This is a genomic window from Streptomyces sp. NBC_01335 (genome assembly GCF_035953295.1).
Classification (GTDB): domain Bacteria; phylum Actinomycetota; class Actinomycetes; order Streptomycetales; family Streptomycetaceae; genus Streptomyces.
In genome coordinates this window covers 3,607,454-3,631,664 of record NZ_CP108370.1, presented here as the reverse complement: position 1 = coordinate 3,631,664, position 24,211 = coordinate 3,607,454, and the positions used below count along the sequence as shown (strand labels likewise).

The 24,211-nt window shown below is 71.4% G+C and carries 31 protein-coding genes; 19 read left to right on the top strand and 12 right to left on the bottom strand.

Going from position 1 to position 24,211, the window contains the following annotated elements; translation table 11 throughout:
* The first annotated feature begins 40 nt into the window (after positions 1-40).
* Positions 41-478, top strand: coding sequence for a DUF6325 family protein (locus OG599_RS15625; RefSeq protein WP_327176591.1), 438 nt, complete (start codon positions 41-43; stop codon positions 476-478).
* Positions 479-500: 22 nt separating this feature from the next.
* Positions 501-782, top strand: coding sequence for an SHOCT domain-containing protein (locus OG599_RS15620; protein ID WP_327176590.1), 282 nt, complete (start codon positions 501-503; stop codon positions 780-782).
* A gap of 68 nt (positions 783-850) precedes the next feature.
* Here OG599_RS15620 and OG599_RS15615 read toward each other — a convergent pair whose 3' ends face one another.
* Positions 851-1,735: an SCO6745 family protein gene (locus OG599_RS15615; RefSeq protein ID WP_327176589.1), complete on the bottom strand. Its 885-nt coding sequence runs from the start codon at positions 1,733-1,735 to the stop codon at positions 851-853.
* Between the two features lie 164 nt (positions 1,736-1,899).
* Here OG599_RS15615 and OG599_RS15610 point away from each other — a divergent pair, with 164 nt between their 5' ends.
* Positions 1,900-2,589, top strand: a complete 690-nt coding sequence (locus tag OG599_RS15610; RefSeq protein WP_327176588.1) for a GntR family transcriptional regulator — start codon at positions 1,900-1,902, stop codon at positions 2,587-2,589.
* Between the two features lie 55 nt (positions 2,590-2,644).
* On the opposite strand, the gene OG599_RS15605 is transcribed toward OG599_RS15610, so the two are convergent.
* Positions 2,645-3,214 (bottom strand): phosphotransferase family protein, encoded by a 570-nt coding sequence (locus OG599_RS15605; RefSeq protein WP_327176587.1) that lies wholly within the window; start codon positions 3,212-3,214, stop codon positions 2,645-2,647.
* Between the two features lie 134 nt (positions 3,215-3,348).
* Positions 3,349-3,771 carry a hypothetical protein gene (locus OG599_RS15600; protein WP_327176586.1) on the bottom strand — a complete coding sequence of 141 codons (423 nt, stop codon included), beginning with the start codon at positions 3,769-3,771 and terminating at the stop codon, positions 3,349-3,351.
* Between the two features lie 51 nt (positions 3,772-3,822).
* Between OG599_RS15600 and OG599_RS15595 the strand changes: the two genes are divergently transcribed.
* On the top strand, positions 3,823-3,981 hold the full coding sequence (locus tag OG599_RS15595; RefSeq protein ID WP_327176585.1) for a DUF397 domain-containing protein: 159 nt from the start codon (positions 3,823-3,825) through the stop codon (positions 3,979-3,981).
* Positions 3,982-4,392: 411 nt separating this feature from the next.
* On the opposite strand, the gene OG599_RS15590 is transcribed toward OG599_RS15595, so the two are convergent.
* The gene (locus tag OG599_RS15590; RefSeq protein ID WP_327176584.1) at positions 4,393-4,833 is read right to left on the bottom strand and encodes an ATP-binding protein; all 441 of its coding nucleotides are present in this window, start codon (positions 4,831-4,833) and stop codon (positions 4,393-4,395) included.
* 248 nt (positions 4,834-5,081) lie between these two features.
* Here OG599_RS15590 and OG599_RS15585 point away from each other — a divergent pair, with 248 nt between their 5' ends.
* The 4 genes from OG599_RS15585 (at position 5,082) to OG599_RS15570 (ending at position 7,919) form a co-directional block, all read left to right on the top strand.
* Positions 5,082-5,933, top strand: a complete 852-nt coding sequence (locus tag OG599_RS15585) for a helix-turn-helix transcriptional regulator (protein ID WP_327180053.1) — start codon at positions 5,082-5,084, stop codon at positions 5,931-5,933.
* 13 nt (positions 5,934-5,946) lie between these two features.
* Complete coding sequence (locus OG599_RS15580) at positions 5,947-6,141, top strand: DUF397 domain-containing protein (RefSeq protein ID WP_327176583.1); 195 nt, start codon at positions 5,947-5,949, stop codon at positions 6,139-6,141.
* Between the two features lie 301 nt (positions 6,142-6,442).
* Positions 6,443-6,874, top strand: a complete 432-nt coding sequence (locus OG599_RS15575; RefSeq protein ID WP_327176582.1) for a hypothetical protein — start codon at positions 6,443-6,445, stop codon at positions 6,872-6,874.
* A gap of 376 nt (positions 6,875-7,250) precedes the next feature.
* A complete protein-coding gene (locus tag OG599_RS15570; protein ID WP_327176581.1) occupies positions 7,251-7,919 on the top strand; it encodes a hypothetical protein in 669 nt (222 codons plus the stop codon).
* A 151-nt stretch (positions 7,920-8,070) separates the two neighbouring features.
* On the opposite strand, the gene OG599_RS15565 is transcribed toward OG599_RS15570, so the two are convergent.
* The gene (locus tag OG599_RS15565; protein WP_327176580.1) at positions 8,071-8,442 is read right to left on the bottom strand and encodes an FKBP-type peptidyl-prolyl cis-trans isomerase; all 372 of its coding nucleotides are present in this window, start codon (positions 8,440-8,442) and stop codon (positions 8,071-8,073) included.
* Positions 8,443-8,519: 77 nt separating this feature from the next.
* Complete coding sequence (locus tag OG599_RS15560) at positions 8,520-9,485, bottom strand: class I SAM-dependent methyltransferase (protein ID WP_327176579.1); 966 nt, start codon at positions 9,483-9,485, stop codon at positions 8,520-8,522.
* A 300-nt stretch (positions 9,486-9,785) separates the two neighbouring features.
* Between OG599_RS15560 and OG599_RS15555 the strand changes: the two genes are divergently transcribed.
* From OG599_RS15555 to OG599_RS15545, 3 genes are all read left to right on the top strand, one after another.
* A complete protein-coding gene (locus OG599_RS15555; RefSeq protein WP_327176578.1) occupies positions 9,786-9,914 on the top strand; it encodes a hypothetical protein in 129 nt (42 codons plus the stop codon).
* Positions 9,915-10,360: 446 nt separating this feature from the next.
* Positions 10,361-10,945 carry a class I SAM-dependent methyltransferase gene (locus tag OG599_RS15550; RefSeq protein ID WP_327180052.1) on the top strand — a complete coding sequence of 195 codons (585 nt, stop codon included), beginning with the start codon at positions 10,361-10,363 and terminating at the stop codon, positions 10,943-10,945.
* Between the two features lie 595 nt (positions 10,946-11,540).
* Positions 11,541-11,810 carry a hypothetical protein gene (locus OG599_RS15545; RefSeq protein WP_327180051.1) on the top strand — a complete coding sequence of 90 codons (270 nt, stop codon included), beginning with the start codon at positions 11,541-11,543 and terminating at the stop codon, positions 11,808-11,810.
* Positions 11,811-11,944: 134 nt separating this feature from the next.
* Here OG599_RS15545 and OG599_RS15540 read toward each other — a convergent pair whose 3' ends face one another.
* The 5 genes from OG599_RS15540 to OG599_RS15520 all read right to left on the bottom strand — a co-directional run bounded on the left by OG599_RS15540 (position 11,945) and on the right by OG599_RS15520 (position 17,474).
* The gene (locus OG599_RS15540) at positions 11,945-13,357 is read right to left on the bottom strand and encodes a sensor histidine kinase (RefSeq protein ID WP_327176577.1); all 1,413 of its coding nucleotides are present in this window, start codon (positions 13,355-13,357) and stop codon (positions 11,945-11,947) included.
* Positions 13,354-14,082 carry a response regulator transcription factor gene (locus OG599_RS15535; protein ID WP_327176576.1) on the bottom strand — a complete coding sequence of 243 codons (729 nt, stop codon included), beginning with the start codon at positions 14,080-14,082 and terminating at the stop codon, positions 13,354-13,356. The genes OG599_RS15540 and OG599_RS15535 overlap by 4 nt, the downstream gene beginning before the upstream one ends.
* 142 nt (positions 14,083-14,224) lie before the next feature.
* Positions 14,225-15,460: a S1C family serine protease gene (locus tag OG599_RS15530; protein WP_327176575.1), complete on the bottom strand. Its 1,236-nt coding sequence runs from the start codon at positions 15,458-15,460 to the stop codon at positions 14,225-14,227.
* A gap of 99 nt (positions 15,461-15,559) precedes the next feature.
* Complete coding sequence (locus OG599_RS15525) at positions 15,560-16,603, bottom strand: LacI family DNA-binding transcriptional regulator (protein WP_327176574.1); 1,044 nt, start codon at positions 16,601-16,603, stop codon at positions 15,560-15,562.
* Between the two features lie 70 nt (positions 16,604-16,673).
* Positions 16,674-17,474: a response regulator transcription factor gene (locus tag OG599_RS15520; RefSeq protein ID WP_327176573.1), complete on the bottom strand. Its 801-nt coding sequence runs from the start codon at positions 17,472-17,474 to the stop codon at positions 16,674-16,676.
* A gap of 302 nt (positions 17,475-17,776) precedes the next feature.
* Here OG599_RS15520 and OG599_RS15515 point away from each other — a divergent pair, with 302 nt between their 5' ends.
* The 8 genes from OG599_RS15515 to OG599_RS15485 all read left to right on the top strand — a co-directional run bounded on the left by OG599_RS15515 (position 17,777) and on the right by OG599_RS15485 (position 23,745).
* Positions 17,777-18,661, top strand: a complete 885-nt coding sequence (locus tag OG599_RS15515; protein ID WP_327176572.1) for an alpha/beta hydrolase — start codon at positions 17,777-17,779, stop codon at positions 18,659-18,661.
* Positions 18,662-18,782: 121 nt separating this feature from the next.
* Positions 18,783-19,037: a MoaD/ThiS family protein gene (locus OG599_RS15510; RefSeq protein WP_327176571.1), complete on the top strand. Its 255-nt coding sequence runs from the start codon at positions 18,783-18,785 to the stop codon at positions 19,035-19,037.
* A 10-nt stretch (positions 19,038-19,047) separates the two neighbouring features.
* Complete coding sequence (locus OG599_RS15505; RefSeq protein ID WP_327176570.1) at positions 19,048-20,706, top strand: hypothetical protein; 1,659 nt, start codon at positions 19,048-19,050, stop codon at positions 20,704-20,706.
* 173 nt (positions 20,707-20,879) lie between these two features.
* Positions 20,880-21,569 carry an LmeA family phospholipid-binding protein gene (locus OG599_RS15500; RefSeq protein ID WP_327176569.1) on the top strand — a complete coding sequence of 230 codons (690 nt, stop codon included), beginning with the start codon at positions 20,880-20,882 and terminating at the stop codon, positions 21,567-21,569.
* A gap of 319 nt (positions 21,570-21,888) precedes the next feature.
* Entirely contained in the window at positions 21,889-21,969 is an 81-nt protein-coding gene (locus OG599_RS35460) for a putative leader peptide (protein ID WP_350310325.1), read from the top strand.
* Between the two features lie 163 nt (positions 21,970-22,132).
* On the top strand, positions 22,133-22,972 hold the full coding sequence (locus OG599_RS15495) for a sulfurtransferase (protein WP_327176568.1): 840 nt from the start codon (positions 22,133-22,135) through the stop codon (positions 22,970-22,972).
* Between the two features lie 35 nt (positions 22,973-23,007).
* Complete coding sequence (locus OG599_RS15490) at positions 23,008-23,295, top strand: DUF1416 domain-containing protein (protein WP_030925040.1); 288 nt, start codon at positions 23,008-23,010, stop codon at positions 23,293-23,295.
* A gap of 177 nt (positions 23,296-23,472) precedes the next feature.
* Entirely contained in the window at positions 23,473-23,745 is a 273-nt protein-coding gene (locus tag OG599_RS15485) for a DUF3099 domain-containing protein (protein ID WP_327176567.1), read from the top strand.
* Positions 23,746-23,769: 24 nt separating this feature from the next.
* Here the strand turns inward: OG599_RS15485 and OG599_RS15480 are convergent, their stop codons facing one another.
* A complete protein-coding gene (locus tag OG599_RS15480) occupies positions 23,770-24,132 on the bottom strand; it encodes a DsrE family protein (RefSeq protein WP_327176566.1) in 363 nt (120 codons plus the stop codon).
* Positions 24,133-24,211 lie beyond the last annotated feature (79 nt).

The following is a 24,211-nucleotide window of genomic DNA, read 5'->3' as shown; positions in this document are numbered from 1 at the left end:
GCAAGCGCGGCTCATCGCACCCTCTGAGAGGTTGATGCACATGCCCACCAGTCTGAAAGCCGACACCGTCGGCCCTGTGGACGTGGCGGTCGTCGTCTTCGAAGGCGACCGGTTCAACGGCGACATCGCCCCCGCGCTCCGCGATCTCCATGACTCCGGCACCGTCCGTCTGCTGGACCTGGCCTTCGTCCGAAGGAGCCCGGAAGGGACGGTCGACATCGTCGAGCTCGAGGACGCCGAGATCGCGGCGGCCTTCGAACGGACCACCGACGGACGATTCGACCTCCTGAGCGAGGAGGACCTGCAGGGTGTGGCCGAGGATCTCGGGCCCGGTTCCTCGGCTCTCGTCGTGGCGTGGGAGAACACCTGGGCTTCGCGTCTCGCGGCCGCGCTGCGCGGCTCGCACGGAGAGATGGTCTTCCTGGAACGCATTCCGCGCGAGAACGTCGAACGCGCCATCGCCGCCCTCGACGCGTAACGAAACGGAAGAAGGAACGATCATGCCTCGACGCATGGGACGACCGGGCCTCCTCGGCACGATGGCCCGCACGGCTGTGATCACCGGTACCGCGAGGTCCGTCTCCAACCACATGCAGCCACGCACCGACGACCGGTACGCACAGCAGGCCCCGCCCCAGACGTACGCCGCTCCGGCCGCCCCCGCGGCACCGGCGGCACCCGACCGGGTGTCACAGCTCACCGCGCTGGCGGACCTCAAGTCACAGGGGCTGCTGACGGACGAGGAGTTCGCCGCCGAGAAGGCGAAGCTGCTGAACTCCTGAGCCCGCGGGCGGGTCTTCAAGGACCCCTCGGGCAGAGGTCGTTGAGATGTGATCACGTGATGACGTGATCACGTCGTCCGCGGGGGCGGGAGCACCCCCGTCGCGGTGAACGCGTCGCCGATCGGGGCGAGGAGCGAGGCGAGGCGGCGGGCGCCCGTGTTGCCGATCGGCGCCCACAGCGCGGCGGAGTGCTCGTCCGTTTCCGCTTCGATGCGCTCGCGCGCAGCGCGGCCGGCGTCGGTGAGCGTGGCGTGGGAGTCGAGCCAGCCGCGTGCGACGAGACGTGCCGTGGCCGCGCTCCACTCCTCGTCGGTCCACCGGCGGGTCTCTCGCACGATCGGGGTCGGGAGGCGGCTGGTCGCGGTGTGCAGGACGAGGCAGTCGCACGGCCCGAGGCCGTTGTCGGCGAGTACGACGAGATGGGCGTCGCCGCGCCACTCGCGCACCACGGTGATCTGCTGCCACAGGGCGACCAGGGGATCGGAAGGAAGCGGGACCGAGGCGTTCGCGGCGGCCAGTACCTTGCCGGCGTGGTCGGCTCCGGCGACGACCGGGTCGATGAGCGAGCGCGCCTCGGCGAGGTGTTCGTCCGTGAGCCGTACGCCGGCGCGCCGCATCGCGCGTCCGGCGGCGACGAAGCGGGCGGCCTGCCACCGCTCGGGCGGTGCGGCGTCCCACACGCCCGCCATGGCCCGTACGGCCCGCGGGCTGAAGTTGTAGAAGGCCGCGAGCGTGACCTGCCACGGAACCGCGCCCATCGCGGCCGACCGGAAGGCCAGGTACGCGGGCCCCCGGTCGGTCACGCCGAGCGCGGCGGCCTCCTCGGCGGATTCGGGGGCGAGATAGACGAACAGGTGGGCTGCGCTGACGGCTTGGCTGACGTGCCGCACGGCGTTCAGGTCCATCGGGCCGTCAGCGGTGCGGGCGGAGCCGGAAAGGGTGTCGAGGTGCATGGCGGTGGTGTCTCCCGGAGTCGGGTGGTCGGGCGGGCGTTTCGGCGGTGGCGGTTTCGGCGACTGCGGATCCGGCAGTGGCGGTCAGCGCCGCGCATCATCGACACTAACACGCATAATCGATTATTCAGTGGATCGTCTGGTCGGGCGTCTAGGATGGGTTCATGAACCAGACGGCACACGCCTCGGCCTCTCCGGGGAAGCAGATGCTCTCCGAGCAGGTCTACGCACATCTGCGGGACGCGATCATGCGCGGGGACCACGCCCCCGGCTCCCCCCTCAAGCCGCAGGATCTCGCCAAGGAGCAGGGCGTGAGCCTGGCCGTGGTGCGGGAGGCGCTCGTACGGGTGGTCGGCGACGGGCTCGCCGACCGGCTGCCCAACCGCGGTTTCGCGGTCCCGTCCTTCTCCGACCGCCGCTGGCAGGAGATCGCGGAAGCCCGCCGGACCGTCGAGCCGGCCGTACTGCGCATGTCCGTCGAGCGCGGCGACCTCGACTGGGAGGCCAGGGTGCGGGCCGCCCACCACCGTCTGGTGCGCACACCCGCGTACGTGCCGGAGGAGGGCGAGCACTACACCGCCGCTTGGGCCGAGGCGCACAGGGTCTTCCACCGCACGTTGCTTGAGGGGTGCGGAAACCGCGCGCTGCTGGAGACCTTCGACCGGTTGTGGACCGCGAGTGAGCTGGCCCGGCGTTGGTCGGCCCAGCGCGACCCCGACCGGGACGGCGCCAAGGAGCACCGCGCGTTGGAGGAGGCGGCGCTGGCCCGCGACGCCGACACCGCAGCGGCTGTCCTGGTCCAGCACCTCACCTTGACCGCGGCCGCGCTGACCGAAGATTCAGCGACGGCCTGATCCGGACGGAAGGCCCTCGGGCCCGCCCCCGGCCCGCCCCCCAGGCCGCTTCCGGTCACCGCCGCAGGCGGTGCAGGAGTACGGCAAGGCCGGCCGCCGCCGCGCGGTGCTGGTACGGGCGGAGCCCGGGTGCGCCCGGTGGCGGCGGCTTACGGGCGTTCAGGTGCCAGTGCCCGCAGAGGGCGGCCAGGAAAGCGGTGGTGGCCTCCGGGCCGGCGACCGCCGCCGGGTGTTCGTCCAGGAGCCGGGCGACGGCGGCGGGTGCATGCCCGGCGAGGACGAGCTGCGGGGCGAGGGAGACGGCGTCGACGCAGGCCGGTCCGGTGGTGGCGTGGGCCCAGTCCACGAACATGACGCCCCGGAACCGGTCGCGCACCATGTTGTCGGCCCGCAGGTCGCCGTGCACGATCCGGTCACCGCCGGCCGACGCGGACCACCGCGCTTCGACTGCGGCCAGCAGGGGCAGCAGGGACCGGAGTTCGACGGGGAGGTCGTCGGGCGGATCGGCCAGCAGAACGTCCCAGCCGTGGAGCCGGGCCACGCCGGAGGGCGCGCTCCCGACGGCCGCACGGTACGCGGCGGGAGCGGGATCGGCCGTGAGCTCGGCCAGGCCGTGTCTGACCATTCGCGTCGGATCAGCGGGCGGTGTCCGGTGCGGTGCATCGCAAGGCGGAGGACCGCCCGCGTACTGGATGTACTCGGGCGGTTCGACAACGCCGCGAGGTGCCGTGCCGGGCGTCGACCGCCCGGCGGGAATGGTCAGACACGGCCTACGAGATCCCGGACCACGGTGGCATCGCCCGACTGCGGGGAGAGGTCGGGGTGCGGTCCGTCGAGATGCCCGACGACCACCGCCGTCCACCCGGCCCGGTGGTGTACACCGACGAGCGCCGGTGCCGGGGCCTTGGGCGGTAACGCGCCCAGCACGGCAGCCTCGTGGAGGTTGCCGACGGTCAGCGGGTCCTCGTCCGGAGCGGCCTTCGCGAAGAACCGTCGGCCGTTGTCCAGGAGCAGGACGGCGGCGAGCTGATGGCCGAACCCGCCGTCGGGCGTGCGGACTTCGGCCACAGCACCACCGAGCGCCGCCTCCAGGCGGGCCCGCAGCGGGGCGGGGACATCGGCCCACCGCTGGCGGCCGGGGGATGGGCGTGGGGGCGGGGGTGGGGGTGGCGACAGGGACATGGGGCGTACCTCGTTGAGAACGGTGAGGGGGGTGAAGGTTAGAGAGTGAGGGTGAGGGGCGGCAATGCCTGCCTAGAACTCGCGGCGGTTGATGGCAAAGTTCTGCTGCGGGAGAGCGACGATCCGGCGATCTTGGTGCACACCACCGCCGCCAAGTTCCGCGCCTTTCTGGAAGGCGTCAAGAGCGGCGAGTTCGACGACCTGGGGTGATGCCTGCCTCGCTTCGAGCTGATCTGGTTGGCTGGATGCACGCTGCTCACTAGCCTCTTCCCTGGACCTCTGGTGGAGGTGCCGGTGCGGAGGGGTTCGCCGACGAAGGCGGAGGGGGCAGCGGTGCGGGCAGGTCTGGCGGGTGTGCGTGCGTGGAGTCTGCGGCGCAAGGTGACGGTCTATGCGTCGGCTCAAGTGGTGGTGCTCGCGGTCATGTTCGCCCTGGCTCGGCTCGATCCGGGCATCCCTGCGGCGCTCGTGGTCGTGGGGTGCGTCGGGCCTGCTGCGGGTGGACTGGTGGGGCTGCTGAGTGCGACGAGGGGCCGTTCAGGTCTTGGTGGGCCCGCGTAACCGTTCACGGTCGGCCGCCGGGCCGCTGATGTGGCCTGGCCCGCCACCGGGTCCCGAGGACTACGTCCGCGCGAGGGTGAACCACACGGCCTTGTGACCGGGCAGACGGCTGTCGAGCGACGTGGTGCCCCAGGCGAGCGCCAGGTTCTTTACAATCAACAGACCGCGCCCGCCCCTTTGTTCGGCGCCGGGGCGCTGTGCGGCGAGCGCCTGGACGGCACCCGGATCGTGGTCCGCGACGGAGACGGTGACCCGCTTCCGGTTCACTGCCACATGCACTCGAACCAGTGACGAACTGGTGTGCTGATATGCGTTGGTGACCAGTTCCGTGACGCAGAGGCGCGCGTCGTCCACGAGGCCGCCGCGCTGCTCCCGTTCCAGGAGCAAGGCGACAAAATCCCTCGCGATACGGGCCGTCGACGCGGTGTTCGGCAGCGTGAGCCGGTAACGCTCGCCGCCGAGGGGGTCGGGCGGGGCGGGAATCGGGGTGGCGGTGGTCATGTGCGTACTCCCGTCGCTCTCGGGTGGGTGGCGCTGCACCGGTAGGGGTCCGTGGCGATGGCCGTAGCCTGGAACGCCCTCAAGGCGCGCGTGTACGGCTGCACTTCGGGCTGTTCGACCTGAAGCCGGTGCTGTGAGGAGACACTAGCGTGAAGTCTCACTTGTGCACCCGAATCGGCTCATTAAGTGACCGAATGGATTACGGTGAGGCCGCCGACGAGACTGTGAGCCGACCAGAGGAGAGCGTGATGCCACCGAGAAAGGCGCCCACGGCCCGGCAGTGCCGCGTGGGGATCGAGCTGCGCAAGATGCGTCAGCATGCGGGGCTCGCTCTGACCGAGGCGGCGACCTTGCTCGGTACGGACCGTACCGCCATCAGCAACACGGAATCCGGACGGTTCGGGGTGAGTGGCGAGCGGGTCCGGAACTGGGCCGGCAGTTACGGCTGTCCTGACGCGGCCTACGTGGAGGCGCTGGCCGCGATGGCTGAAGAGCGAGGGAAGGGCTGGTGGGAGGAGTATCGGGGCGAGCTCACCACTGAGGCGCTGGACCTCGCGGAGCTGGAGCACCACGCGGTCGCGATTCGCGCCGTGCAGTTGATGTACATGCCCGGATTCCTCCAGACCGAGGATTACGCCCGTGCCGTCTTCGATGAGGCCGTGCCACGGATGGGCTCGGGTCATCGACGTCGGCTGCTTTCGCACCGACTGAAGCGCCGCGATGTTCTTGATCGGGATGTGCCGCCCACGTGTACCTTCCTGATCCACGAGGCGGCCCTCCGGATGGTGTTCGGGAGCTCCCAGGTTGCTCGCGCTCAGCTCGATCACCTGCTCCGGGAGTCGGAGCGGGGCAACGTCGCCGTCAAGGTGGTCCCCTTCGCTGCGGGCGGCTTCCCGGAGACCGGCAGCGCGACACAATACGTGTACGGCCCGGTTCCGCAGCTGGATACCGTGCAGATGGACACGGCGACCGGGTCTGCATTCCTGGATGCCGAAACCCGCCTCGTCAACTACCGTGCCGCGCTCGACCGAGTGGAGGAGTTGTCGCTCGGGCGGGAGGAGTCCAGAGACTTCATTCGAAAGATCACATCAGAAGTGTGAAGGCGTGAGAACCATGGAAATTCAGTGGCGCAAGTCCACGAAGTCGTCGGGTGCCGATGGCAATGCCTGCCTGGAGCTGGCCGAGCATGACGGCGAGATCCTGCTGCGCGAGAGCGACAACCCGGACGTGGTCGTCCGGACGACGCGCGTCAAGCTCCGGGCCTTCCTGGGCGGCGCGAAGGAAGGCGAGTTCGACGACCTGGCGTGATCGGGCCACTGGTCTCATCGCGATGCACGCTTCGGGCGGCCCTCACCGGCGCAGGTGGGGGCCGCTTTCGATTTTCGTACAACATGTGTAGCGCATGGAGGTTCACTCGTTAGACGTCAAACTCTTGATACCCGAGGGTGCCAGGCGCTAGCTTCGTCCTGCTCGGCCGTCGCTCGCGCGGCGGTCAACTCCCTCAACAACTGCGCCTGTTGAGTGAGATGGGCCCGTGCGCCCCTGCTCTGCGGCTCGTCACGCCGGTTGCGGGCGGGGGCGTCCTCGGCGCGTGACAGGAGGCCACCTCGTGCACGACTCGCAACCCCCGGCCGCATCCCCGCCGAGCCTCTTCCGCTGCGAACGGGTCACCTACCGCACGGTCGAAGCCGACCAGATCGTGGACGCCGCGCACTGCACCACCAGGACCGCGCTGGCGGCGATCCGCTGGGTGCGGGACCAGGTGCGCGCCATCGCCGCCCAACTCCCGCCCGGTGAGGCGGTCGAGGCCCGGCGCTGGGACGAGGGCGGCGGCTGTATCGGGGCGCTCGGCGCGCTCCACCGGGGCGAGGCGTGCGGGTTCACCCTGCGGCACGGGGACACCTGGAGCGAGTGGACGTTACGCCCGTGGTCCGGGGCGGACAGGCTCGCCCGCGCGGAGGTGGGCCCCGGTGTCCGCTGCGAGGGGCTGGGCGCCGTGCTCGGGCTGACCGACGACGGCGATCTGCGCGACCACCGCTGAACCGTCGGCGCTTCCGCCACGGTCTGCCGCGCCGGCTCGGCCCGTATGAACGTCTCGGTCGGGACGAACGGCGGTCCCCACGGTTCCGTCTCGACCGCGTAGGTGCCCTCGGGCATCGTCGCCGGAGACCGCCGGTCCTCGGCGGTCTCCGGATCAGGATTCCGGGCGGGGAGTTCGGGGACCGCAGGCAGCAGGTTCAACTCGCCCGTGAGCTCTCTGCCGCATTCCCGGCACGCGAACATCGTCATCCCGGTGTCCTATCCCGCGTGCGTCGTCGGGCAACCGGATTTGGGCTCCGTCGGCCTTCGGAGCCTGACCAAGTGAGACCCGGGAGAAATTCCCGGCAGGCCGGCCCGTACGCGACGAGAATGGTGCGGTGTTGATCGCGCAAGCCGTCCTGGAAACCTCGAACACCGCCGACTTCTCACTCTGGCCGGTCGCCGACCTGCCGCCCTACCGGTTCATGGCCCTGTCGGGCCGTATATCCTCGCTCGAAGTCGGCAGCGCGCTGGCCATCCTGGCGGACTACAACGCGCAGGCGGACGACGACGACATCCCCCCGGCCGATGCCGGTGAGGCGCTTCGGGGCCTGTTGGAGACGGACATGGTCATCGCACAGGGAGGGCTGAGCGTCCACGACACCCGGACCGACGTCACCGTCCGGCCGGGATGCTGTTTCGGCCTGGAGGACTGGCGCGAGTGGCTCCACGTCGCGGCCGGGGAGACCGTATGGCTCGGACACGACCCCTCTCCCCGACTTGAGCACGCCGACGGGGTCGTACGGCTGTGGCAGGACGGCGCCGACGCCCGGAACGCGCCTTCCGTGCAGCCCGTCGAGATCGTGGTGGGCGAGCTCCCGGCCCTCCTCCGTACCGTGCAGGAGGATCTGCAGGGCTTCCTCGCGCTCGCCGAGCAGTGGGCCGCGCACCATGTCCCGGGTCTCGCAGGTGAGTTGTCGGCCAGACTCGACGAGGGCCTGACCATTGGCGCACCACTGGTCATCGGCGCACCACTGCCGGGAGCCCCTGGCCAGGACGGACCGTAACCGGTCCCCGTGCTGGGCGGGGCGGGGCGCGTTCATCGAGGGTGCTGCCCGGCCTCGGCTCCGTTCCGATCGGCTCCGATTCGATCCGCTCCGATTCGGTCCGCTTCGAACGGACCCGATCCGGTCGGCGAGGCAGGGCAGCAGGTCCGCCTCAGACGCCGAGCAGGTCCACGACGAAGATGAGCGTCGATCCCGCCGGGATCAGCGGGGACGGCGACTGGTTGCCGTAGGCGAGGTGCGCGGGGATGGTGAGCCGGCGACGGCCGCCGACCTTCATTCCCTCGACGCCCTGGTCCCAGCCCTTGATGACCCGGCCGCCGCCCAGGGGGAACCGGAACGTCTGCCCACGGTTCCAGGAGGCGTCGAACTCCTCCCCGGTCTCGAAGGTGACGCCCACGTAGTGGACCTCGACCACGGCGCCGGCCTTCGCCTCGGTGCCGTCGCCCACGGTGATGTCCTCGATCTGCAGCTCGGTGGGAGCGTCGCCGATCGGGAAATCGATCTCGGGCTTCTCCAGGCTCATTGCCACTCATTCCTGCCCGCCGGAAGTCTCCGGTGGGGCGATCAAGCGCCGTACGGTCACTCCGTGCGGCGATGTGATCACGCTACCGAATCCGCCCGGCGCCCGGACCTGGCACCCCCGGGGCGGGGCGGACCGCCGACACGGCAACGCGCCCCCGAACGCAGCGACGCGCGGCCCCGTGCGCCGGAATCCAGGCGTTCCGCGATGGTCAGGAGATCCTCGTCGCGGTCGACCCGCAGCCCGCTCTCGGCGAGGAGAGCCGCCATGTGCTGCGGCTTCCACAGCGAGCGCCAGGGCTCCTTCGCCGTGACGGAGCTGCTCAGCACGCGTGCGACCAGACGGCCCACGGACGCCTTCAACGACGGGGCCTGGTAGTTGAGGACCAGGGCGCTCCCCGGTGCCGAACGGCCGGAGACCGCGCGCACGGTGGCCCGTACCTCGTCACGCGTCAGGTAGGGGACGACCCCCTCCCACAACCACGTCGTCGGCACCGCCGCGTCGTGACCGGCGGCCCGGAGCACGCTGCCGAGGTCGTCGGTGGCGAAGTCGACGGGGGTGAAGCGTACGGAACGAGCCGTGGCGGCCAGAGTCCCCGCGTCGGCCAGGGGGCCCGCGTCGGCCAGGGTCGCCGCGTCGGCCAGGCGGGCCCGCTTGTCCTCCTGGGACGCGGGGTGGTCGACCTCCCACACGTCCGTCTCCGCGAGCTCCGCCAGCCGCCACGCCCGCGAGTCCAGCCCCGCACCGAGCACCACCAGCTGGGGGTTCGGGTGGGCGCGCAGGGCGTCGTCGATGGCGACCGTACGCGGCACCATGATCTCCGCGCAGGCCCGCACGCTCTCGTACGCCGCACGGGACTTCCAGTCCTCGGCCTCGCCGGGAGCGCCCGCCCGCACCGCGTCCACGGGGACCCGCTCGGCGGGACGCAGCAGCCGTACCGCCACCGGGTCGGCGAACCGCCCCGCCGCACCCCTGCCGTCCGCCGCCGCCCGCCCCTGGCACACCAGGACCGCGGTGCGGCTCGCCGTACGCTCGATGTCACTCATGAGGGGTAGTCAATACCCACTTCCGTACGGTGATGGCCGGAGGGGGATCACCGGGGACGCGGGTTACGGGGGACGGGCGCGTCCGACCTCCACGGTGGGGTGCTGGGTGCTGCCGTGCCGCCTTTCCGCAGCTCACGGCGGCCACGTACGCGGGTGTCCCGGAGCGCCGTTCAGGCCCGCCGCCCCACCAGTACAATCGCCCACACCTCTCAGGAATCCCCTGAACTCCTCATGATGCTGGTCGAGTTCAAAGGCCCCGGCGTCACTGCGGCGCCGGTTCGGATGAAAGGGAGGTAGAGGGTGAGTTCCGACCTGGAGAAGCCCCGCAGGAAGTGGACCAGCGCCGAACGGGCGCAGGTCTGGTTATCCGCGGCGGGCATCCTGGTGGCGATCATCGCCCTGGTGGGGCAGTTCGCTCAGCACGGCTGAGTGACCACCCACGGGAACGGTCGTGGCCGCACGGCGGCGCTGCGCATGCAGCGAGCCCGGCCTCACAGAGAGCGACCGGGCTCGTGAACTGCGAAGACGGGGGTCTCGCTCTGGCCGGAGCGGGACCTTCGTCGGTTCTGCGGATGGTGTTGTCACACTTACACACGTCAACTTACCGAAGTTGTGACCTACGTGGCGTCCCAGCCCTCCGGTTCGGCCCCCGCGATCCTCGGTGCCGAAGCCGGCCGGTCTCCGGCGGCGACGCAGGCGCTCCCCGCTGTATCGGAAGCGTTCGGAGGCGCGCGGGTGTACCTTCCTCTGCCGTGGCGGATCACCAGGAACACCCAGAACACCCGGAGCGCCCAGAACGCGCGGAACACCCGGAGCGCCAGGGGCACCCCGGGCACCAGGCCGAGACCAGGGCGGCGTACGACGGATTCGCCGAGCTGTACGCGTCGCAGTTCGCCGACCGGCTGGAGACGCGGCCGTTCGCGCGGAACATGATCGGCACCTTCGCCGAGCTGGTGCGCGGTACGGGGAACGTGCGGGTCGCCGACGTCGGATGCGGCCCCGGGCACCTGACGGCCATGCTGCACGAACTCGGCCTGGAGGCTTTTGGGTTCGACCTCTCCCCGGGCATGGTCGACCGCGCCCGGCGGGACCGTCCGGGGCTGCGGTTCGAGGAGGCGCGCATGGAGGCGCTGCCGGTCGAGGACGGGACACTCGGCGGTGTGCTGGCCCACTACTCGATGATCCACACGCCGCCCGGTGAGTTGCCCGCGCTCCTCGCCGAGCAGGCGCGCGTACTGGAGCCGGGGGGCCTGCTCCTGGTCTCGTTCTTCGGGACCGAGGGAACGGGACCGGTCCGCTTCGATCACAAGGTCACGCCCGCCTACAGCTGGCCGGTGGACCGGCTCGCCGAGCTGGTGACCGCAGCCGGGTTCGTCACGGTCGCCCGGCTGCTCCACGACCCGGCCGCCGAACGGGGCTTCCTCGACGCCCACCTGCTGGCCCGCCTCGCCGTCGAGTAGGGCGGCGTCGTGGGCCGTGGGGCAGATGCGCCGCCCCTCTGGAGAGTCAGAGACGCGTCAACGTCGCGGTGCGAGCCGTCAGAGGTGCATCGACCTGCCCACCCTGCCCACCCTGCCCGCCTTGCCCGTCCACACGGACAGGCCGGTGCAGGCGCGGGCCCGTCGCCTCCCCTCCCGGTACAGCGACGGCCGAACGCGCCGTCGACCGTGACCAGGTCCGCCTAAAGCATTGCGCGGCGCCCTCGTGGCGCGGGCGGCCGAGGACCCGGAGTTCGCCGCCGCGCCGGCCTCGTGGCTTCGCGGGGCGCCTGCGCTGTCCGAGGGCGCGGTGGCCAATAGTGGCGGCACTCAGTACGGTGCCGTGGTCCAGGGGTGGGACCTCTCCAACATCACCTTCGGGAGACCTCCAGCCTCGCCCGCGCAGGGGAGTTGACGCTTCCGGTCGGTGCTTCGGGTGTGGGTGGTGCGGTCGCCGTGCCCGAAGGCCGGCCAGGGAATGAGTCGCGGGCCGGCTGGTTTTCCGGTGCACCCATCCCGGGCCCGCCTGGTATTTTGCAGGTCGCCGTCAGTGACTCGCCGCATACCGGAGGCGTTCGTGGCCCGCAGATGGGAAGCCGATCCGTCCGCGCTGTTCGTCAAGCGCCTCGGCAAGTCGGCGGCGGAGCTGGGCAACTCCAAGGACGAGGACGACTGCCCGGACATCTGGCAATTGAGCAGCGGCGACGTGGCCGTGATCGGGCGCGATCTCACCGACCACTACCGTTCGCACTTGCCGGACGGGGTGAGCCTGGGGCCGGACGAGCGATTGGTCGTCATCCCGGGCAACATGCTGAGTGCGGCGAAGGCGGACATTCCCGATGCTTGATCTCCTCGCTCCTGAGCTCCCTGCCCCGCCGAAGACGTCCAGGAGTACTTCGACCGCGTCGTGACCGCTCTGCCGCCGCCCCCGGCCTGACCGGGGCATCGACCGGGCAGGCGCGATCCGACCGGCGCCCACCCTCAGACGATCTCCGGCGGCGGCGTGGGTGCCCCCGGCAGCCGGATGACCGCCTCCGTGCCATTGCCGTCCTCGGCCGGGCGCAGCGCGACCTCGCCGCCGGACTGCTGGACCGAGCGGGCGACGATCGACAAGCCGAGTCCGGAGCCGGGCAGTTGGCGGGCGGAGGGGGAGCGCCAGAAGCGTTCGAAGACGTGCGGGAGGTCGTCGGCGGGGATGCCGGGGCCGTGGTCGCGTACCTTCAACTCGCCTCGGGTCAGGGTGACTTCGATGGAGCCCCGGGCGGGGCTGAACTTCACCGCGTTGTCCAGGACGTTGACGATCGCCCGCTGGAGGGCGGCCGGTTCGCCGCGTACGTACCAGGGGGCGAGCTCGGCGGTGATGGTCAGCTCGGGGCCGCGGAGCCGGGCGCGTTGCAGGGCGGTACGGGTGATGTCGTGCAGGCCCACCACCTCCAGCGGGCCGGGCTGGGCGGCATCCGGGCGGGCGAGTTCCTGGAGGTCGCCGATGAGCGCGGCCAGCTCCGTCATCTGGGCGGTGACCGAGGTCATCAGGGCCTTGCGGTCGGCGGGCGGGATGGCCCGGCCGGTCTCCTCACTGCGGGCCAACAGCTCGATGTTGGTACGGAGCGAGGTCAGCGGGGTGCGCAGCTCGTGCCCGGCGTCGGCGATCAGCTGGGACTGGCGGTCGCGGGAGGTCGCGAGCGAGGCGGTCATCGAGTTGAAGGAGCGCGACAGGCGGGCGATCTCGTCCTCGCCCTCCACCGGGATGCGGACGGTGAGGTCCTCGGTACGGGCCACGTGCTCGACGGCCAGGGTCAGTTCGTCCACCGGGCGCAGCCCGGAACGCGCGATCCACATGCCGGCCGCCCCGGCGGCGACGACGCCGATCCCGGAGACGGCGAGGAGCAGCCAGGCGAGGGCGGAGAGCGGGTCCGTCACCTCGCTCATCGGGCGGCCGATGGTGACGGCGGTGTCGGTGAGTGGCTGGGTGAGCAGGCGGTAGGTGTAGACCCGCATCCGGACACCGTTCTCGGCGGTCTCGGTGTGCAGGGCGTACCGTTCCCGGCCGTCGGCGACCGCGGTGTCGGCGTCGGTGACCGGGAGCTCGGCGGAGTCGTCCACCGCGCAGACGGTCCCGCTCGAATCGATGAGCTGGACGGAGATGCCGCCCACGAAGGGCGGCATCTGCTGCCGGCCGCCGCCGTTGCAGGAGGCGAGCAGGCTGCGGACGGAGCCGTCGTCCAGCCGGGAACTGCGCAGCGAGTCGTCCATGCGCTGTTCCAGCTGCTGCTTGGTCACGAACCAGCAGGCGACCGCGACCGCCGCCACCGCGACGGCCACCGCGAGGGCGACCAGCAGGGCGAGGCGGGACCGGAGCGGCAGGGTGCGGAGCCGGTTCAGCAGGCGCCTCACCCCTCACCCCCGGCACGCAGCGCGTACCCCACCCCGCGCACGGTGTGCACGAGGCGGGGTTCGCCGCCTGCCTCGGTCTTGCGGCGCAGGTACATCACGTACACGTCCAGGGAGTTGGAGCTGGGTTCGAAGTCGAAGCCCCAGACGGCCTTGAGGATCTGTTCGCGGGTGAGGACCTGGCGCGGGTGCGCGAGGAACATCTCCAGCAGGGTGAACTCGGTACGGGTCAGCTCGACGGCGCGGCTGCCCCGGGTGACCTCGCGGGTGGCGAGGTCCATGCGCAGGTCGGCGAAGGAGAGCACGTCGTCGTCGGTGATCTCCGTGCTCGCCGCCGCCGCGTAGGAACTGCGGCGCAGCAGGGCGCGGATGCGGGCGAAGAGCTCGTCCAGCTCGAAGGGCTTGACGAGGTAGTCGTCGGCGCCCGCGTCGAGGCCGGTGACCCTGTCGCCCACGGTGTCGCGGGCGGTGAGCATGAGGATGGGGGTGGTGGTCCCGGTGGCCCGGATGCGGCGTGCGGCGGTGAGGCCGTCCATCCGGGGCATCTGGATGTCCAGCACGATGAGGTCGGGGTGGTACGCCTCGGCCTTGGTGAGGGCGTCGTAGCCGTCGACCGCGACTTCGGTGGCGTACCCCTCGAACGCGAGGCTGCGCTGGAGCGCCTCGCGTACGGCGGGTTCGTCGTCGACGATCAGGATGCGCTGCGGATCGTCTTCGGCGGGGCTCATCGCTCGGCGTCCTCTTCTCGGCAGGCGCAGTCACGCGGGTCGCGGCTGCTCTTCGCAGGGGTGGATGGTCTCAGCCTCGCACGCCGGGCGGGCCGACCGGGGACACGCCGGCGGGGATGCGCCGGGGTGCTCGCCGGGTCCGTCAGGAACCGTCGCCGGAGCGCAGGGTCTCCAGGTCGGCCTTGACCGTGTTGACGGGGATGGCGAAGCCGAGGCCGACACTGCCGGCGCTGGAGCTGCTGGTGCTGCTGGACGAGCTGGGGGAGTACATCGCGGAGTTGATGCCGATGATCTCGCCGTTCATGTTGATCAGCGCGCCGCCGGAGTTGCCCGGGTTGAGCGAGGCGTCGGTCTGCAGCGCCTTGTAGGTGGTGGTGGAGGAGCCGGTGTCGCCGTTGAACTGCTGGCCGCCGAACTCGAACGGCCACTGCTGCTCGCCGCTGCCGCCCTGGCCCTGACTGCCGAAGCCGCCGAAGCCGTCCGAACCGCTGGAGCTGTCCGAGCCGCTGGAGTCGCTCTCCTCCTTCGCGACCGTGACGTCCCGGTCGAGGGCGGAGATGATGCCGCTGGTGACGGTGCCGGTCAGGCCCTCGGGGGAGCCGATCGCCACGACCTGGTCGCCGACCGCGACGTTGGAGGAGTTGCCGAGGGTGGCCGTCTTCAGGCCGCTCGCGTTCTCCAGCTTGATGAGGGCGAGGTCCTTGTCCGGGTCGGTGCCGACCACGTTCGCGGTGTAGGTCTTTCCGGTGGAGAGCGTCACCTTGATCTCGGAGGCGCCGGTGATCACGTGGTTGTTGGTGACGATCTCGCCGTCCGAGGTGACGACCACCCCGGAGCCGGTGGAGTCGCCCGCGGTGGAGGTGGCGCCGATCTCGACGATCGCGGGGGAGACGGCCGCCGCGACCCCGGCGACGGTGCCCGCGCTGCCGGCCGAGACGGTGGTGCCGCTGACGACGCTGCTCGCGCTCGTGGTGCCGGAATGGCCGTCGGAGAGCTCGCCGACCAGGGTGGCGGTGCCGCCGCCGATCGCCGCCGCCGCGATGGCGACCGCGGCGAGCAGGGCGTAGGGCCGCTTCACCTTCCGCGCGGGCTTCTCCGGGAGCGGCGCGGGAGCGGGGTAGCCCGCGTACTCGGGGAAGTCCGAGAACCCGGCACCGCTGCCGCCGCCCGCACCGCCCGCCGCGCCGGCCGGCCACACGGTGGTCCCCGTGTCCACGGCGATCGGCTGCGCGGGCTCGTACGCCGGGGGAGGCGGGTACGCGCCGCTGCCGACGGGGGCGGCGGGGGCTTCGGCGGGGTGCGACTCGGTGCCGTACGAGTTGGTGCCGTACGTGGGATACGTCGGGTACTCGCCGCTCGGGCGGTGGCTCTCAGTCATGGGAAAAGCGTGTCCGGGGAACATGAGAAGAGCCTGAGCACCCGCTGAGAAGCCGGGCAGAACCTCGTAGGGGCCTGATAAACGCACCCCGCCCGGCGGTTACGGCCGCAGTACCGAGGGTTCCCCGCAGCCGCAGGACCTGCGGACCACCAGCGCCGACGGGAACTGCTTCAGCCGCTCCCGCCGGGAACCGGAGACCCGCAGCGAGTCGTCGAGCACCAGGTCGACGGCGGCGCGCGCCATCGCCGGGCGGTCCGAGAAGACCGTGGTCAGCGGCGGGTCGGTGAGCCCCGCTTCCTTGACGTCGTCGAAGCCCGCGACCGCCAGCTCGCCGGGCACGTCGATGCGCAGCTCGCGGGCGGCCCGCAGCACGCCGATGGCCTGGTCGTCCGTGGAGCAGAAGATGGCCGGCGGCCGGTCGGGGCCGGCGAGCAGGCCGAGGGCCACCTGGTAGGCGTCGTAGCGGTTGTACGGGGCCTGGAAGAGGCGGCCCTCGGTGGTGCGGCCGGACTCGTGCATCGCCCGGCGCCAGCCCTCGACGTGGTCGGCGACCGGGTCGCCGACGGACGGGGTGGACTCCATGCCGCCGAGGCAGGCGACGTAGGCGTAACCGTGTTCCAGCAGGTGGCGCGTGGCGAGCTGGGCGCCGCCGACGTCGTCGGTGACCACCGCGACGTCGTCTATGGCTTCGGGGCGCTCGTGCAGCAGCACCACCCGGGCGTCCCACGCCTCTATCTCGGCGGCGGCCCGCTCGCTGGGGCCCTGGCTGACCAGGATCAGCCCGGATACCCGCATGCCGAGGAACGCCCGGAGGTAGTGGACCTCGCGCTCGTCGCGGTAGTCGGAATTGCCGACGAGGACCATCTTCCCGCGCTCGGCGGCGGCCTGTTCGACGGCGTGCGCCATCTCCGCGAAGAACGCCTGCCGGGCGTCCGGCACGATCATCCCTATGAGGTCGGTCCGCCGCGACGCCATCGCCTGGGCGACGCGGTCGGGCCGGTAACCCAGCTCCTTGATGGCGGCGAGTACCCGCTCGCGCGTGGCCGGGGCGACCGGCCTGGGTCCGTTGTTGATGACGTAGCTGACGACCGCGGTCGACGTACCCGCCAGTCTTGCCACATCGTCCCGCGTCACCTTGGCCACGCGCGGCAGTCTACGCGGATGGAACCAAGGGGTGTCCCGCGCATCCACCGCGGATCACGGGACACCTTTCTCACCCCTTGACGTGCTCCACCACGGGTTCCTCGGCGGCCTCGGCCGCCTCGGTGCGCTCCGGCGGTGTGCCCGCTCCCTGCGCCGGGTTGGCGGACGCCTGCTTCCGGCTCTCGCCGGACCGGTCGGCCTTCTCCGGTGCGACGAAGCGGTAGCCGACGTTGCGGACCGTGCCGATGAGCGACTCGTGCTCCGGGCCGAGCTTGGCGCGCAGCCGCCGTACGTGGACGTCGACCGTGCGCGTACCGCCGAAGTAGTCGTAGCCCCAGACCTCCTGGAGCAGCTGGGCGCGGGTGAAGACCCGGCCCGGGTGCTGCGCGAGGTACTTGAGCAGCTCGAACTCCTTGAAGGTCAGGTCGAGGACCCGGCCCTTGAGCTTCGCGCTGTACGTCGCCTCGTCCACGGAGAGGTCACCGTTGCGGATCTCCATGGGGGAGTCGTCGGAGGTGATCTGCTGGCGCCCGGTGGCGAGCCGGAGCCGGGCCTCGACCTCGGCCGGTCCCGCCGTGTCCAGCAGGACGTCGTCGATGCCCCAGTCGGCGGTGACGGCCGCGAGGCCGCCCTCGGTGACGACGAGGATCAGCGGACAGCCCGGTCCGGTGGAGCGGAGCAGCTGGCAGAGGGAGCGGACCTGCGGGAGGTCGCGCCGTCCGTCGACCAGGATGACGTCGGCACCGGGGGTGTCGACGAGAGCGGGTCCTTCGGCGGGGGCCACCCGCACGCTGTGGAGCAGCAGACCGAGGGCGGGAAGCACCTCCGTCGACGGTTGAAGGGCATTCGTCAGGAGCAGCAGTGAGCTCATCGCCGCTCACCTGCCTCGGTCGTCGGTCGATCGTGGTGCACGTTTCGCTCGCCCATTACGTCGGTCCTCCTCGTTCCCTGCGAGAGGGGCACTCCCGGGTTGGGACCCGGGGGAGAGTGCGGCACTTCTTCGTACTGCTGTATGACCAGGCCCTGCGGCATTCGTCATACAGGTTTTACGGGTGCGGTCCCGCGCCCTGGGACCGCTGAGCTTGTTGAAACGTCTCCGTAACAACGCGCGGAAAGCACAAAAGGATCCGGGGGCTTCTCTGCCCGGATCCTCTTCGCAGCAGAATAGCCCACATGAGTTCACTCTCCGAGGGTCGATTCGTGAGTTCTTCTGTTCCCTTGATCACGCGAACCCCGCAGTACGCCACATTGCTCACCGATGACGGCGTCCCTGTGGAGGCGGTGTACGAGCCGTGTACGGCAGGTTCCGGACAGGGTGCGGGAGGGGTCGCGGAGCAGCCGGCGATCGTGGTCGCGCACGGGTTCACCGGCTCGCTCGACCGGCCCGCGGTCCGGCGTGCCGCGAGGGTGTTCCTGCAGCGTGCGGCGGTCGTGACCTTCTCTTTCAGGGGGCACGGAAAGTCCGGCGGAAAGTCCACCGTGGGGGATCGTGAGGTCCTCGACCTGGCCGCCGCGGTGGCCTGGGCGAGGTCCCTGGGACACCGCAGAATCGTTACGGTCGGGTTCTCCATGGGTGGTTCCGTGGTGCTCCGGCAGGCCGCTCTGTATACGAAGGAATCCGTAGGCAATGAGGGGGCCGTTCGGGGGGTGGCGAAATCCGCCGGCCCCGCACACGTCGACGCGGTGATCTCCGTCAGCTCCCCGGCCCGCTGGTACTACCGGGGCACCGCGTCGATGCGACGGCTGCACTGGGTGGTCACCCGCCCCACCGGGCGGCTGGTCGGCCGGTACGGGCTCGGCACCCGCATCCACGACCGGGACTGGGACCCGGTGCCGCTCTCCCCGGTGGCGGCGGTCCCGCTGATCGCCCCCGCCCCGCTCCTGGTGGTGCACGGCGACCGTGACCCGTACTTCCCGCTGGACCACCCCCGGATGCTGGCCGGTGCGGCGGCCGAGGGCGCCGCCGAACTCTGGCTGGAGCGGGGCATGGGACACGCCGAGAACGCGGCGGACGAGGCGCTGCTGGGCCGGATGGCCGACTGGGCCGTCGGCGCGTGACCCATCATGGACAGCGCGCACGGAACGACCGGGCGTGTGGTTCCGCGTGACGCATGTGGCTCGTGCGACGTGTGTGGCGTGTGGGACAGGACGACGGACGGACGACGAAAGGGGTGCCGCCATGGCGGCGGGCACGATCCGCTACTGGGCCGCGGCCAAGGCCGCCGCGGGCACGGCCGAGGAGCCGTACGCGGCGACGACACTGGCCGAGGCGCTGGACGCCGCGCGGAGACGTCACCCCGGAGAGCTGGTGCGTGTGCTGACGAGGTGCTCGTTCCTGGTCGACGGCGATCCGGTCGGGACACGGCGGCATGAGACGGTACGCCTTGCCGAGGGCGGCACGGTCGAGGTGCTCCCGCCGTTCGCAGGAGGGTGAACCGGAGACGATGAGCAGCGCACAGAACAGGGACCAGAGCGGCCCCCGGCCGCAGGACCAGGAGCCGTACGCGTACGGCGGCGGTGAGGCGTACCCCGAGCACGCCTACCCGGACCAGCCGTACCCCGGCACCCCCGCCGCCGCACCGGCGTACGGGGAGCAGGGTCACGGGGGGTACGGGCAGCAGGCTCCGGGGCAGGCTCCCGCCTACGGCGCCGCCGAGGACACCGGTGCCGCGCAGACCTGGCAGGGGCAGACCTGGGACACCCAGTACCAGCCCACGGTCCAGCCGCAGCAGCAGTTCCAGCAGCCGGGCCACGGGCAGCCGGGGCAGCCGCAGGGCTACGGGCAGCCGCAGCAGGCCCGCGCGCACGCGGCGGAGTACCCGCCGAGCCCGTACGAGCAGCAGCAGGCCCAGCAGCCGTACGGACAGCAGGCCGCGCAGCCCCAGCAGCCGTACGGACAGCAGGCCGCGCAGCCCCAGCAGCCGTACGGACAGCCCCAGCAGCAGCCCCAGACCCAGCAGCCGTACGGGCAGCAGCAGGCGTACGGCCAGGCGCAGTCGCCGTACGGGCAGCAGCAGGCGTACGGCCAGGCGCAGTCGCCGTACGGGCAGCAGCCGCCGCAGGCCGCGCAGCCGCAGTCGCCGTACGGGCAGCAGGCAGCGCAGCCGCAGCAGGCGTACGGGCAGCAGCCGCAGCAGGTCGTGCCCGACGCGGCGGAGACCGCCTTTCTGCCGCCGGTCGTCGGGGCGTCGGGTTCCCACCCGCTGCCGCCCGAGGTCCCGGTGGCCCCGGTGAGCGCACCGGTGGCCCCGGCGCCCGTACCGGCGGCGGCCACGGCCGCTCCCGCCCCGGCGCAGCCCGGTGCGGACGGTTACAGCGCTCCCACCACGGTCGGCAACGCCCGGATCACCGATGCCCAGCGCGCCCGCGCCGAGGGCCGGTCGCCGATCATCGCGCCGGGCATGCAGCCCGCCGCGCTGACCGCCGTACTCGGCCTGCTGCTGGCGCTCGGCGCCGGGATCGGCTCGTACGCGCTGGCCGTACCGCTGGTGCTGCTCCAGGCCGTGACGGCGGCCGGGTGGTTCCGGCTCAACGGCATGTGGCCGGCCCGGCAGGGCATCGCGCTCGCCTTCCTCGGCGGGTTCGTCGCGGACATCGCGCTGCTCGCCGCCGGCCGCGAGCACGGCCCGGCGGCCCTGCTCGGCACGCTCGGCGTGTGGGTGCTGCTCACCCTCGTCCTCCAGCTGCGGAGCCACGCGGGAGCCGACGAGCGGATGCAGGGGCTGATGGCCACCGTCGTGTCGGCGGCCCTGGCCGTGCTGGCGGGCGGGTACCTCGCGGCGGATCCGGACGTGGTGGTGGCGGGCGCGATCGCCGTCGCCGTCGCCGCGCTCGTGCGCGCGGTGCCGCTGCCCGGAGCGGCCTCCGTGGTCGCGTCGCTGGTCGCCGCCACCGTCGTGGGTGCGGTGGGCGGCGGCCTGGTCGGACTCGGGCTGGGGGGCGCGGCGCTGTCCGGGCTCGCGGCGGGCGTGTGCGCGCTCGTCGGCCTCCGGGCGGCCAGCTACGACTACCCGTCCCGGTTCGTCCACATGACGGCCGGTGTGGCGCTGCCGCTGACCGCCGCGGCGCCGGCCGTCTACCTCGTCGGCCGCATGATCGGCTGACGAGCGCGCCGAGGACAGCGCCGATGGGCGTGCTGACAAGCGGCTGATCTTTCCGGGCACCGGCGGGAACCGACCGGGTCCCCCGCTTCGTCGCTCACTCCGGGCTTTCCGTGGCCGTACCAGGCCTGCGGGAAGCCCGGATTCCGTCGGACGAGAGTGGGAGAAGAACAGGCATGCGCGCACTGCGAATACTGCTGATCGTCGTGGTGGTGCTGGGGGGCCTGTTCGTGGCCGTCGACCGGCTCGCCGTCCACTTCGCCGAGAGCGAGGCGGCGGACCGGGTCAAGTTCACCGGTGCCACGGCCGCCTCCACCGACGTCTCCATCCACGGCTTCCCCTTCCTCACCCAGATCGCGGGCCGGGACCTCGACCAGGTCGACATCACGCTCAAGGGCATCGAGGCCGGTACCAACGGCGACACCATCCGGATCAGCGAGCTGCGGGCCGAGCTCGACCGGGTCGCCATCGGCGAGGGGTACACCAGCGCCCGGGCCGGTCTGGTCCAGGGCACCGCGCTGGTCAGCTACGCCGACCTGACCGACGCCGCCGAGGACGGCGTCACCGTGCAGTACGGCGACAACGGCAAGGTGAAGGTCACCGGCACCGTGCAGGTGGGCGGCGAGGACCTCACCCGCAGCGTCCTCTCCTCGGTCACGCTGGTCGACGGGCGCACCGTCCGGGTCCGCGCGGACGCGGTGCCGGGTGAGGACGTCCCCGGCCTGGAGCAGCTGGTGCGCTCCCGCACCGACTTCGAGCGGAGCGTCGGCGGGCTGCCCAACGGTGTCGTGCTGAAGAAGATCGAGGCGCTCCCCGAGGGCCTGGAGATCTCCGTGGAGGCCACCGACATCGCCCTCGCCGGCTGACGCCCGCGAGCCTCTCCCGGGGCGAGGGCCCGGTGACGGGGTACGGAGCCTGGAGTACGGGGCAGGGAGCGCGGGGCAGGGAGCGCGGGGCAGGGAGTGCGGGGCCGGGGCCCGGCGTGGGTGTGCGGGGCGGTCGAGCGGGCATGTGACCGGATGGTGAGACGCGGGTGTCCGTACCGCAGATGCGGCGCCGCCCCGGCTCCGCCGGACGCAGATCGGGCGGCCGATTCGACTTCCCCGTCTCGTATCGCGGACGATCCTGTCTCATCATCCGACATGCCGGTGACATCCCCGCCTCCGGCTCCCTACGATCGGACACATGAAACGACAGGCGGACCTCACGAAGCGGCGGGCAGTAGACCTGTGCCGCGTCGCCGCCATGCTCTGTCGCACCTTCTGAGCAGGACGTTCCGTCCCGTCCCGCTTCCGTCCGGCCCCTCGACCGTTGAACCGTCGGGGCCGGCCCGTGCCCCCGGTGCACGCCCACGCCCGGCGTCCGCGTGCATCCGCAGCACTCTTCACTCCGTATGACACCGCCGCAGACTGCCCCGGAGGAGAACAGCATGAGCCGCAGCGACGTACTGGTCGATGCAGACTGGGTCGAGGCCCACATCGACGACCCGCAGGTCGCCATCGTCGAGGTCGACGAGGACACCTCGGCGTACGAGAAGAACCACATCAAGAACGCCATCCGGATCGACTGGACGAAGGACCTCCAGGACCCGGTCCGCCGTGACTTCGTCGACCAGGCCGGCTTCGAGAAGCTCCTGTCGGAGAAGGGCATCGCCAACGACACGCTGGTGGTCCTCTACGGCGGCAACAACAACTGGTTCGCCTCCTACGCGTACTGGTACTTCAAGCTCTACGGCCACGAGAACGTCAAGCTCCTCGACGGCGGCCGCAAGAAGTGGGAGCTCGACTCCCGCGACCTGACCGACGCAGTCCCGGCGCGCCCGGCCACCGCGTACAAGGCCAAGGCCCAGGACGAGTCGATCCGCGCCTACCGCGACGACGTCGTGGCGGCCATCGGCACGCTGAACCTGGTCGACGTGCGCTCCCCCGACGAGTTCAGCGGCAAGCTGCTCGCCCCGGCGCACCTCCCGCAGGAGCAGTCGCAGCGCCCCGGCCACGTGCCCGGCGCCCGCAACATCCCGTGGTCGAAGAACGCCAACGACGACGGCACCTTCAAGTCGGACGACGAGCTCAAGGCCCTCTACGAGGACGAGCAGGTCGACCTGTCGAAGGACACCATCGCGTACTGCCGCATCGGCGAGCGCTCCGCGCTGACCTGGTTCGTCCTGCACGAGCTGCTCGGCCAGGAGAACGTCAAGAACTACGACGGCTCGTGGACCGAGTACGGCTCCCTCGTGGGCGTGCCGATCGAGCTCGGCGCCAACAAGTAATTCGCAGGACCCCCGACCCAGAAGGACTGAACACCATGTGTGGAGCAAAGGCCGGCGGCCCCGACGCTTCGACCATCAAGCCCGGCGAGACGACGATCCAGGGCAGCGTGACCCGCGACGGCGAGCCCGTCACCGGTTACGTCCGCCTGCTGGACTCGACCGGCGAGTTCACCGCCGAGGTCCCGACCTCGGCGACCGGGCAGTTCCGTTTCTACGCGGCCGAGGGGACCTGGACGGTCCGCGCGCTGGTTCCGGGCGGCAGCGCCGACCGCACCGTCGTCGCGCAGACCGGTGGCCTCTCCGAGGTGGCCATCGCCGTCTGAACGACGTGAGCCGCTGATCGGTGCGGCACCGGCGTGAGTCGGCACCGCACCGATGAGGCAGGGCCGAAGGGCCGTACCCCGGGGGTTGGACGCCCGTGACGGAAAGGGGGTGCGGCCCTTCGTGCTGCCCGGGCGGCGATCGGCGCCGATCGGCGACCGCGGGCCTACCCTGGAGGTATGTACGCCCGGCGCCGTCGTGGCTATTTCCTGCTGATGGGCGGATGCGTCGTCCTCTTCGTGTCCGCCTGGGCCTTCGTGCGCCTCTGGTCCGTGCCGGTCGCCGTGGGCATGTGCGTGGTCGCCATGGTCATCCCGCCGATCGCGGCGATGGTCGCCAACCGTCGTGGACCCGAGGACCGTTGGTGGGACGAGCATCCCTCCGGAGACCCGAAGTCCGACGAGTGGTGGGACGAGCTGGACGGCAGGAAGCGGCACAAGCACGACCGTTGAGGCCGCACGACGCGTGACGACCCGTCAGTAGACCAGCGCCTGCGTGCCGTCCGCCATCGCCTCCTGGACGAAGACCTGCGCCCCCGCGATCCGTACGCCCTCCAGGACGTCGCGCTCCGTGATGTCCCGCCGTGCCGCGCACTGGGTGCAGAGGGTGATCCGCCCGCCCGCCATGATCGACTCGATGAGGTCGGGCAGCGGTGCGGCGTGCGGGAGTTCGAAGTCGGCGGCGCGGCCGGGCAGGGCGAACCAGGCGGACTCCCCGGTCAGCCAGAGGGAGACCTCCACCCCGCTGGCGACGGCGACCGCCGCCACCGTGAACGCCTGCGAGCACCGCTCGGCGGAGTCGGCCCCTGCGGTCACCTTGATCACGAGCTTCTTCGGCATATGCCGAACTGTAACCGGCGGCCGTGCAACCTCTTCTGTGACCTGTGGGTCAGTTGTGTGCGCAGGTGATTGGAACCGG

What these genes read in the sequence shown, in the direction of transcription:
- OG599_RS15620 (WP_327176590.1), top strand. Translation starts at nt 501, where the DNA reads ATGCCTCGACGCATGGGACGACCGGGCCTCCTCGGCACGATGGCCCGC.
- OG599_RS15510 (WP_327176571.1), top strand. Translation starts at nt 18,783, where the DNA reads ATGGCGGCGGGCACGATCCGCTACTGGGCCGCGGCCAAGGCCGCCGCG.
- OG599_RS15530 (WP_327176575.1), bottom strand. Translation starts at nt 15,460, where the DNA reads ATGACTGAGAGCCACCGCCCGAGCGGCGAGTACCCGACGTATCCCACG.
- OG599_RS15625 (WP_327176591.1), top strand. Translation starts at nt 41, where the DNA reads ATGCCCACCAGTCTGAAAGCCGACACCGTCGGCCCTGTGGACGTGGCG.
- OG599_RS15585 (WP_327180053.1), top strand. Translation starts at nt 5,082, where the DNA reads ATGCCACCGAGAAAGGCGCCCACGGCCCGGCAGTGCCGCGTGGGGATC.
- OG599_RS15505 (WP_327176570.1), top strand. Translation starts at nt 19,048, where the DNA reads ATGAGCAGCGCACAGAACAGGGACCAGAGCGGCCCCCGGCCGCAGGAC.
- OG599_RS15500 (WP_327176569.1), top strand. Translation starts at nt 20,880, where the DNA reads ATGCGCGCACTGCGAATACTGCTGATCGTCGTGGTGGTGCTGGGGGGC.
- OG599_RS15485 (WP_327176567.1), top strand. Translation starts at nt 23,473, where the DNA reads ATGTACGCCCGGCGCCGTCGTGGCTATTTCCTGCTGATGGGCGGATGC.
- OG599_RS15515 (WP_327176572.1), top strand. Translation starts at nt 17,777, where the DNA reads ATGAGTTCACTCTCCGAGGGTCGATTCGTGAGTTCTTCTGTTCCCTTG.
- OG599_RS15565 (WP_327176580.1), bottom strand. Translation starts at nt 8,442, where the DNA reads ATGAGCCTGGAGAAGCCCGAGATCGATTTCCCGATCGGCGACGCTCCC.
- OG599_RS15535 (WP_327176576.1), bottom strand. Translation starts at nt 14,082, where the DNA reads ATGAGCCCCGCCGAAGACGATCCGCAGCGCATCCTGATCGTCGACGAC.
- OG599_RS15600 (WP_327176586.1), bottom strand. Translation starts at nt 3,771, where the DNA reads ATGTCCCTGTCGCCACCCCCACCCCCGCCCCCACGCCCATCCCCCGGC.
- OG599_RS15480 (WP_327176566.1), bottom strand. Translation starts at nt 24,132, where the DNA reads ATGCCGAAGAAGCTCGTGATCAAGGTGACCGCAGGGGCCGACTCCGCC.
- OG599_RS15560 (WP_327176579.1), bottom strand. Translation starts at nt 9,485, where the DNA reads ATGAGTGACATCGAGCGTACGGCGAGCCGCACCGCGGTCCTGGTGTGC.
- OG599_RS15605 (WP_327176587.1), bottom strand. Translation starts at nt 3,214, where the DNA reads ATGGTCAGACACGGCCTGGCCGAGCTCACGGCCGATCCCGCTCCCGCC.
- OG599_RS15520 (WP_327176573.1), bottom strand. Translation starts at nt 17,474, where the DNA reads ATGAGCTCACTGCTGCTCCTGACGAATGCCCTTCAACCGTCGACGGAG.
- OG599_RS15495 (WP_327176568.1), top strand. Translation starts at nt 22,133, where the DNA reads ATGAGCCGCAGCGACGTACTGGTCGATGCAGACTGGGTCGAGGCCCAC.
- OG599_RS35460 (WP_350310325.1), top strand. Translation starts at nt 21,889, where the DNA reads ATGAAACGACAGGCGGACCTCACGAAGCGGCGGGCAGTAGACCTGTGC.
- OG599_RS15610 (WP_327176588.1), top strand. Translation starts at nt 1,900, where the DNA reads ATGAACCAGACGGCACACGCCTCGGCCTCTCCGGGGAAGCAGATGCTC.
- OG599_RS15590 (WP_327176584.1), bottom strand. Translation starts at nt 4,833, where the DNA reads ATGACCACCGCCACCCCGATTCCCGCCCCGCCCGACCCCCTCGGCGGC.
- OG599_RS15615 (WP_327176589.1), bottom strand. Translation starts at nt 1,735, where the DNA reads ATGCACCTCGACACCCTTTCCGGCTCCGCCCGCACCGCTGACGGCCCG.
- OG599_RS15580 (WP_327176583.1), top strand. Translation starts at nt 5,947, where the DNA reads ATGGAAATTCAGTGGCGCAAGTCCACGAAGTCGTCGGGTGCCGATGGC.
- OG599_RS15490 (WP_030925040.1), top strand. Translation starts at nt 23,008, where the DNA reads ATGTGTGGAGCAAAGGCCGGCGGCCCCGACGCTTCGACCATCAAGCCC.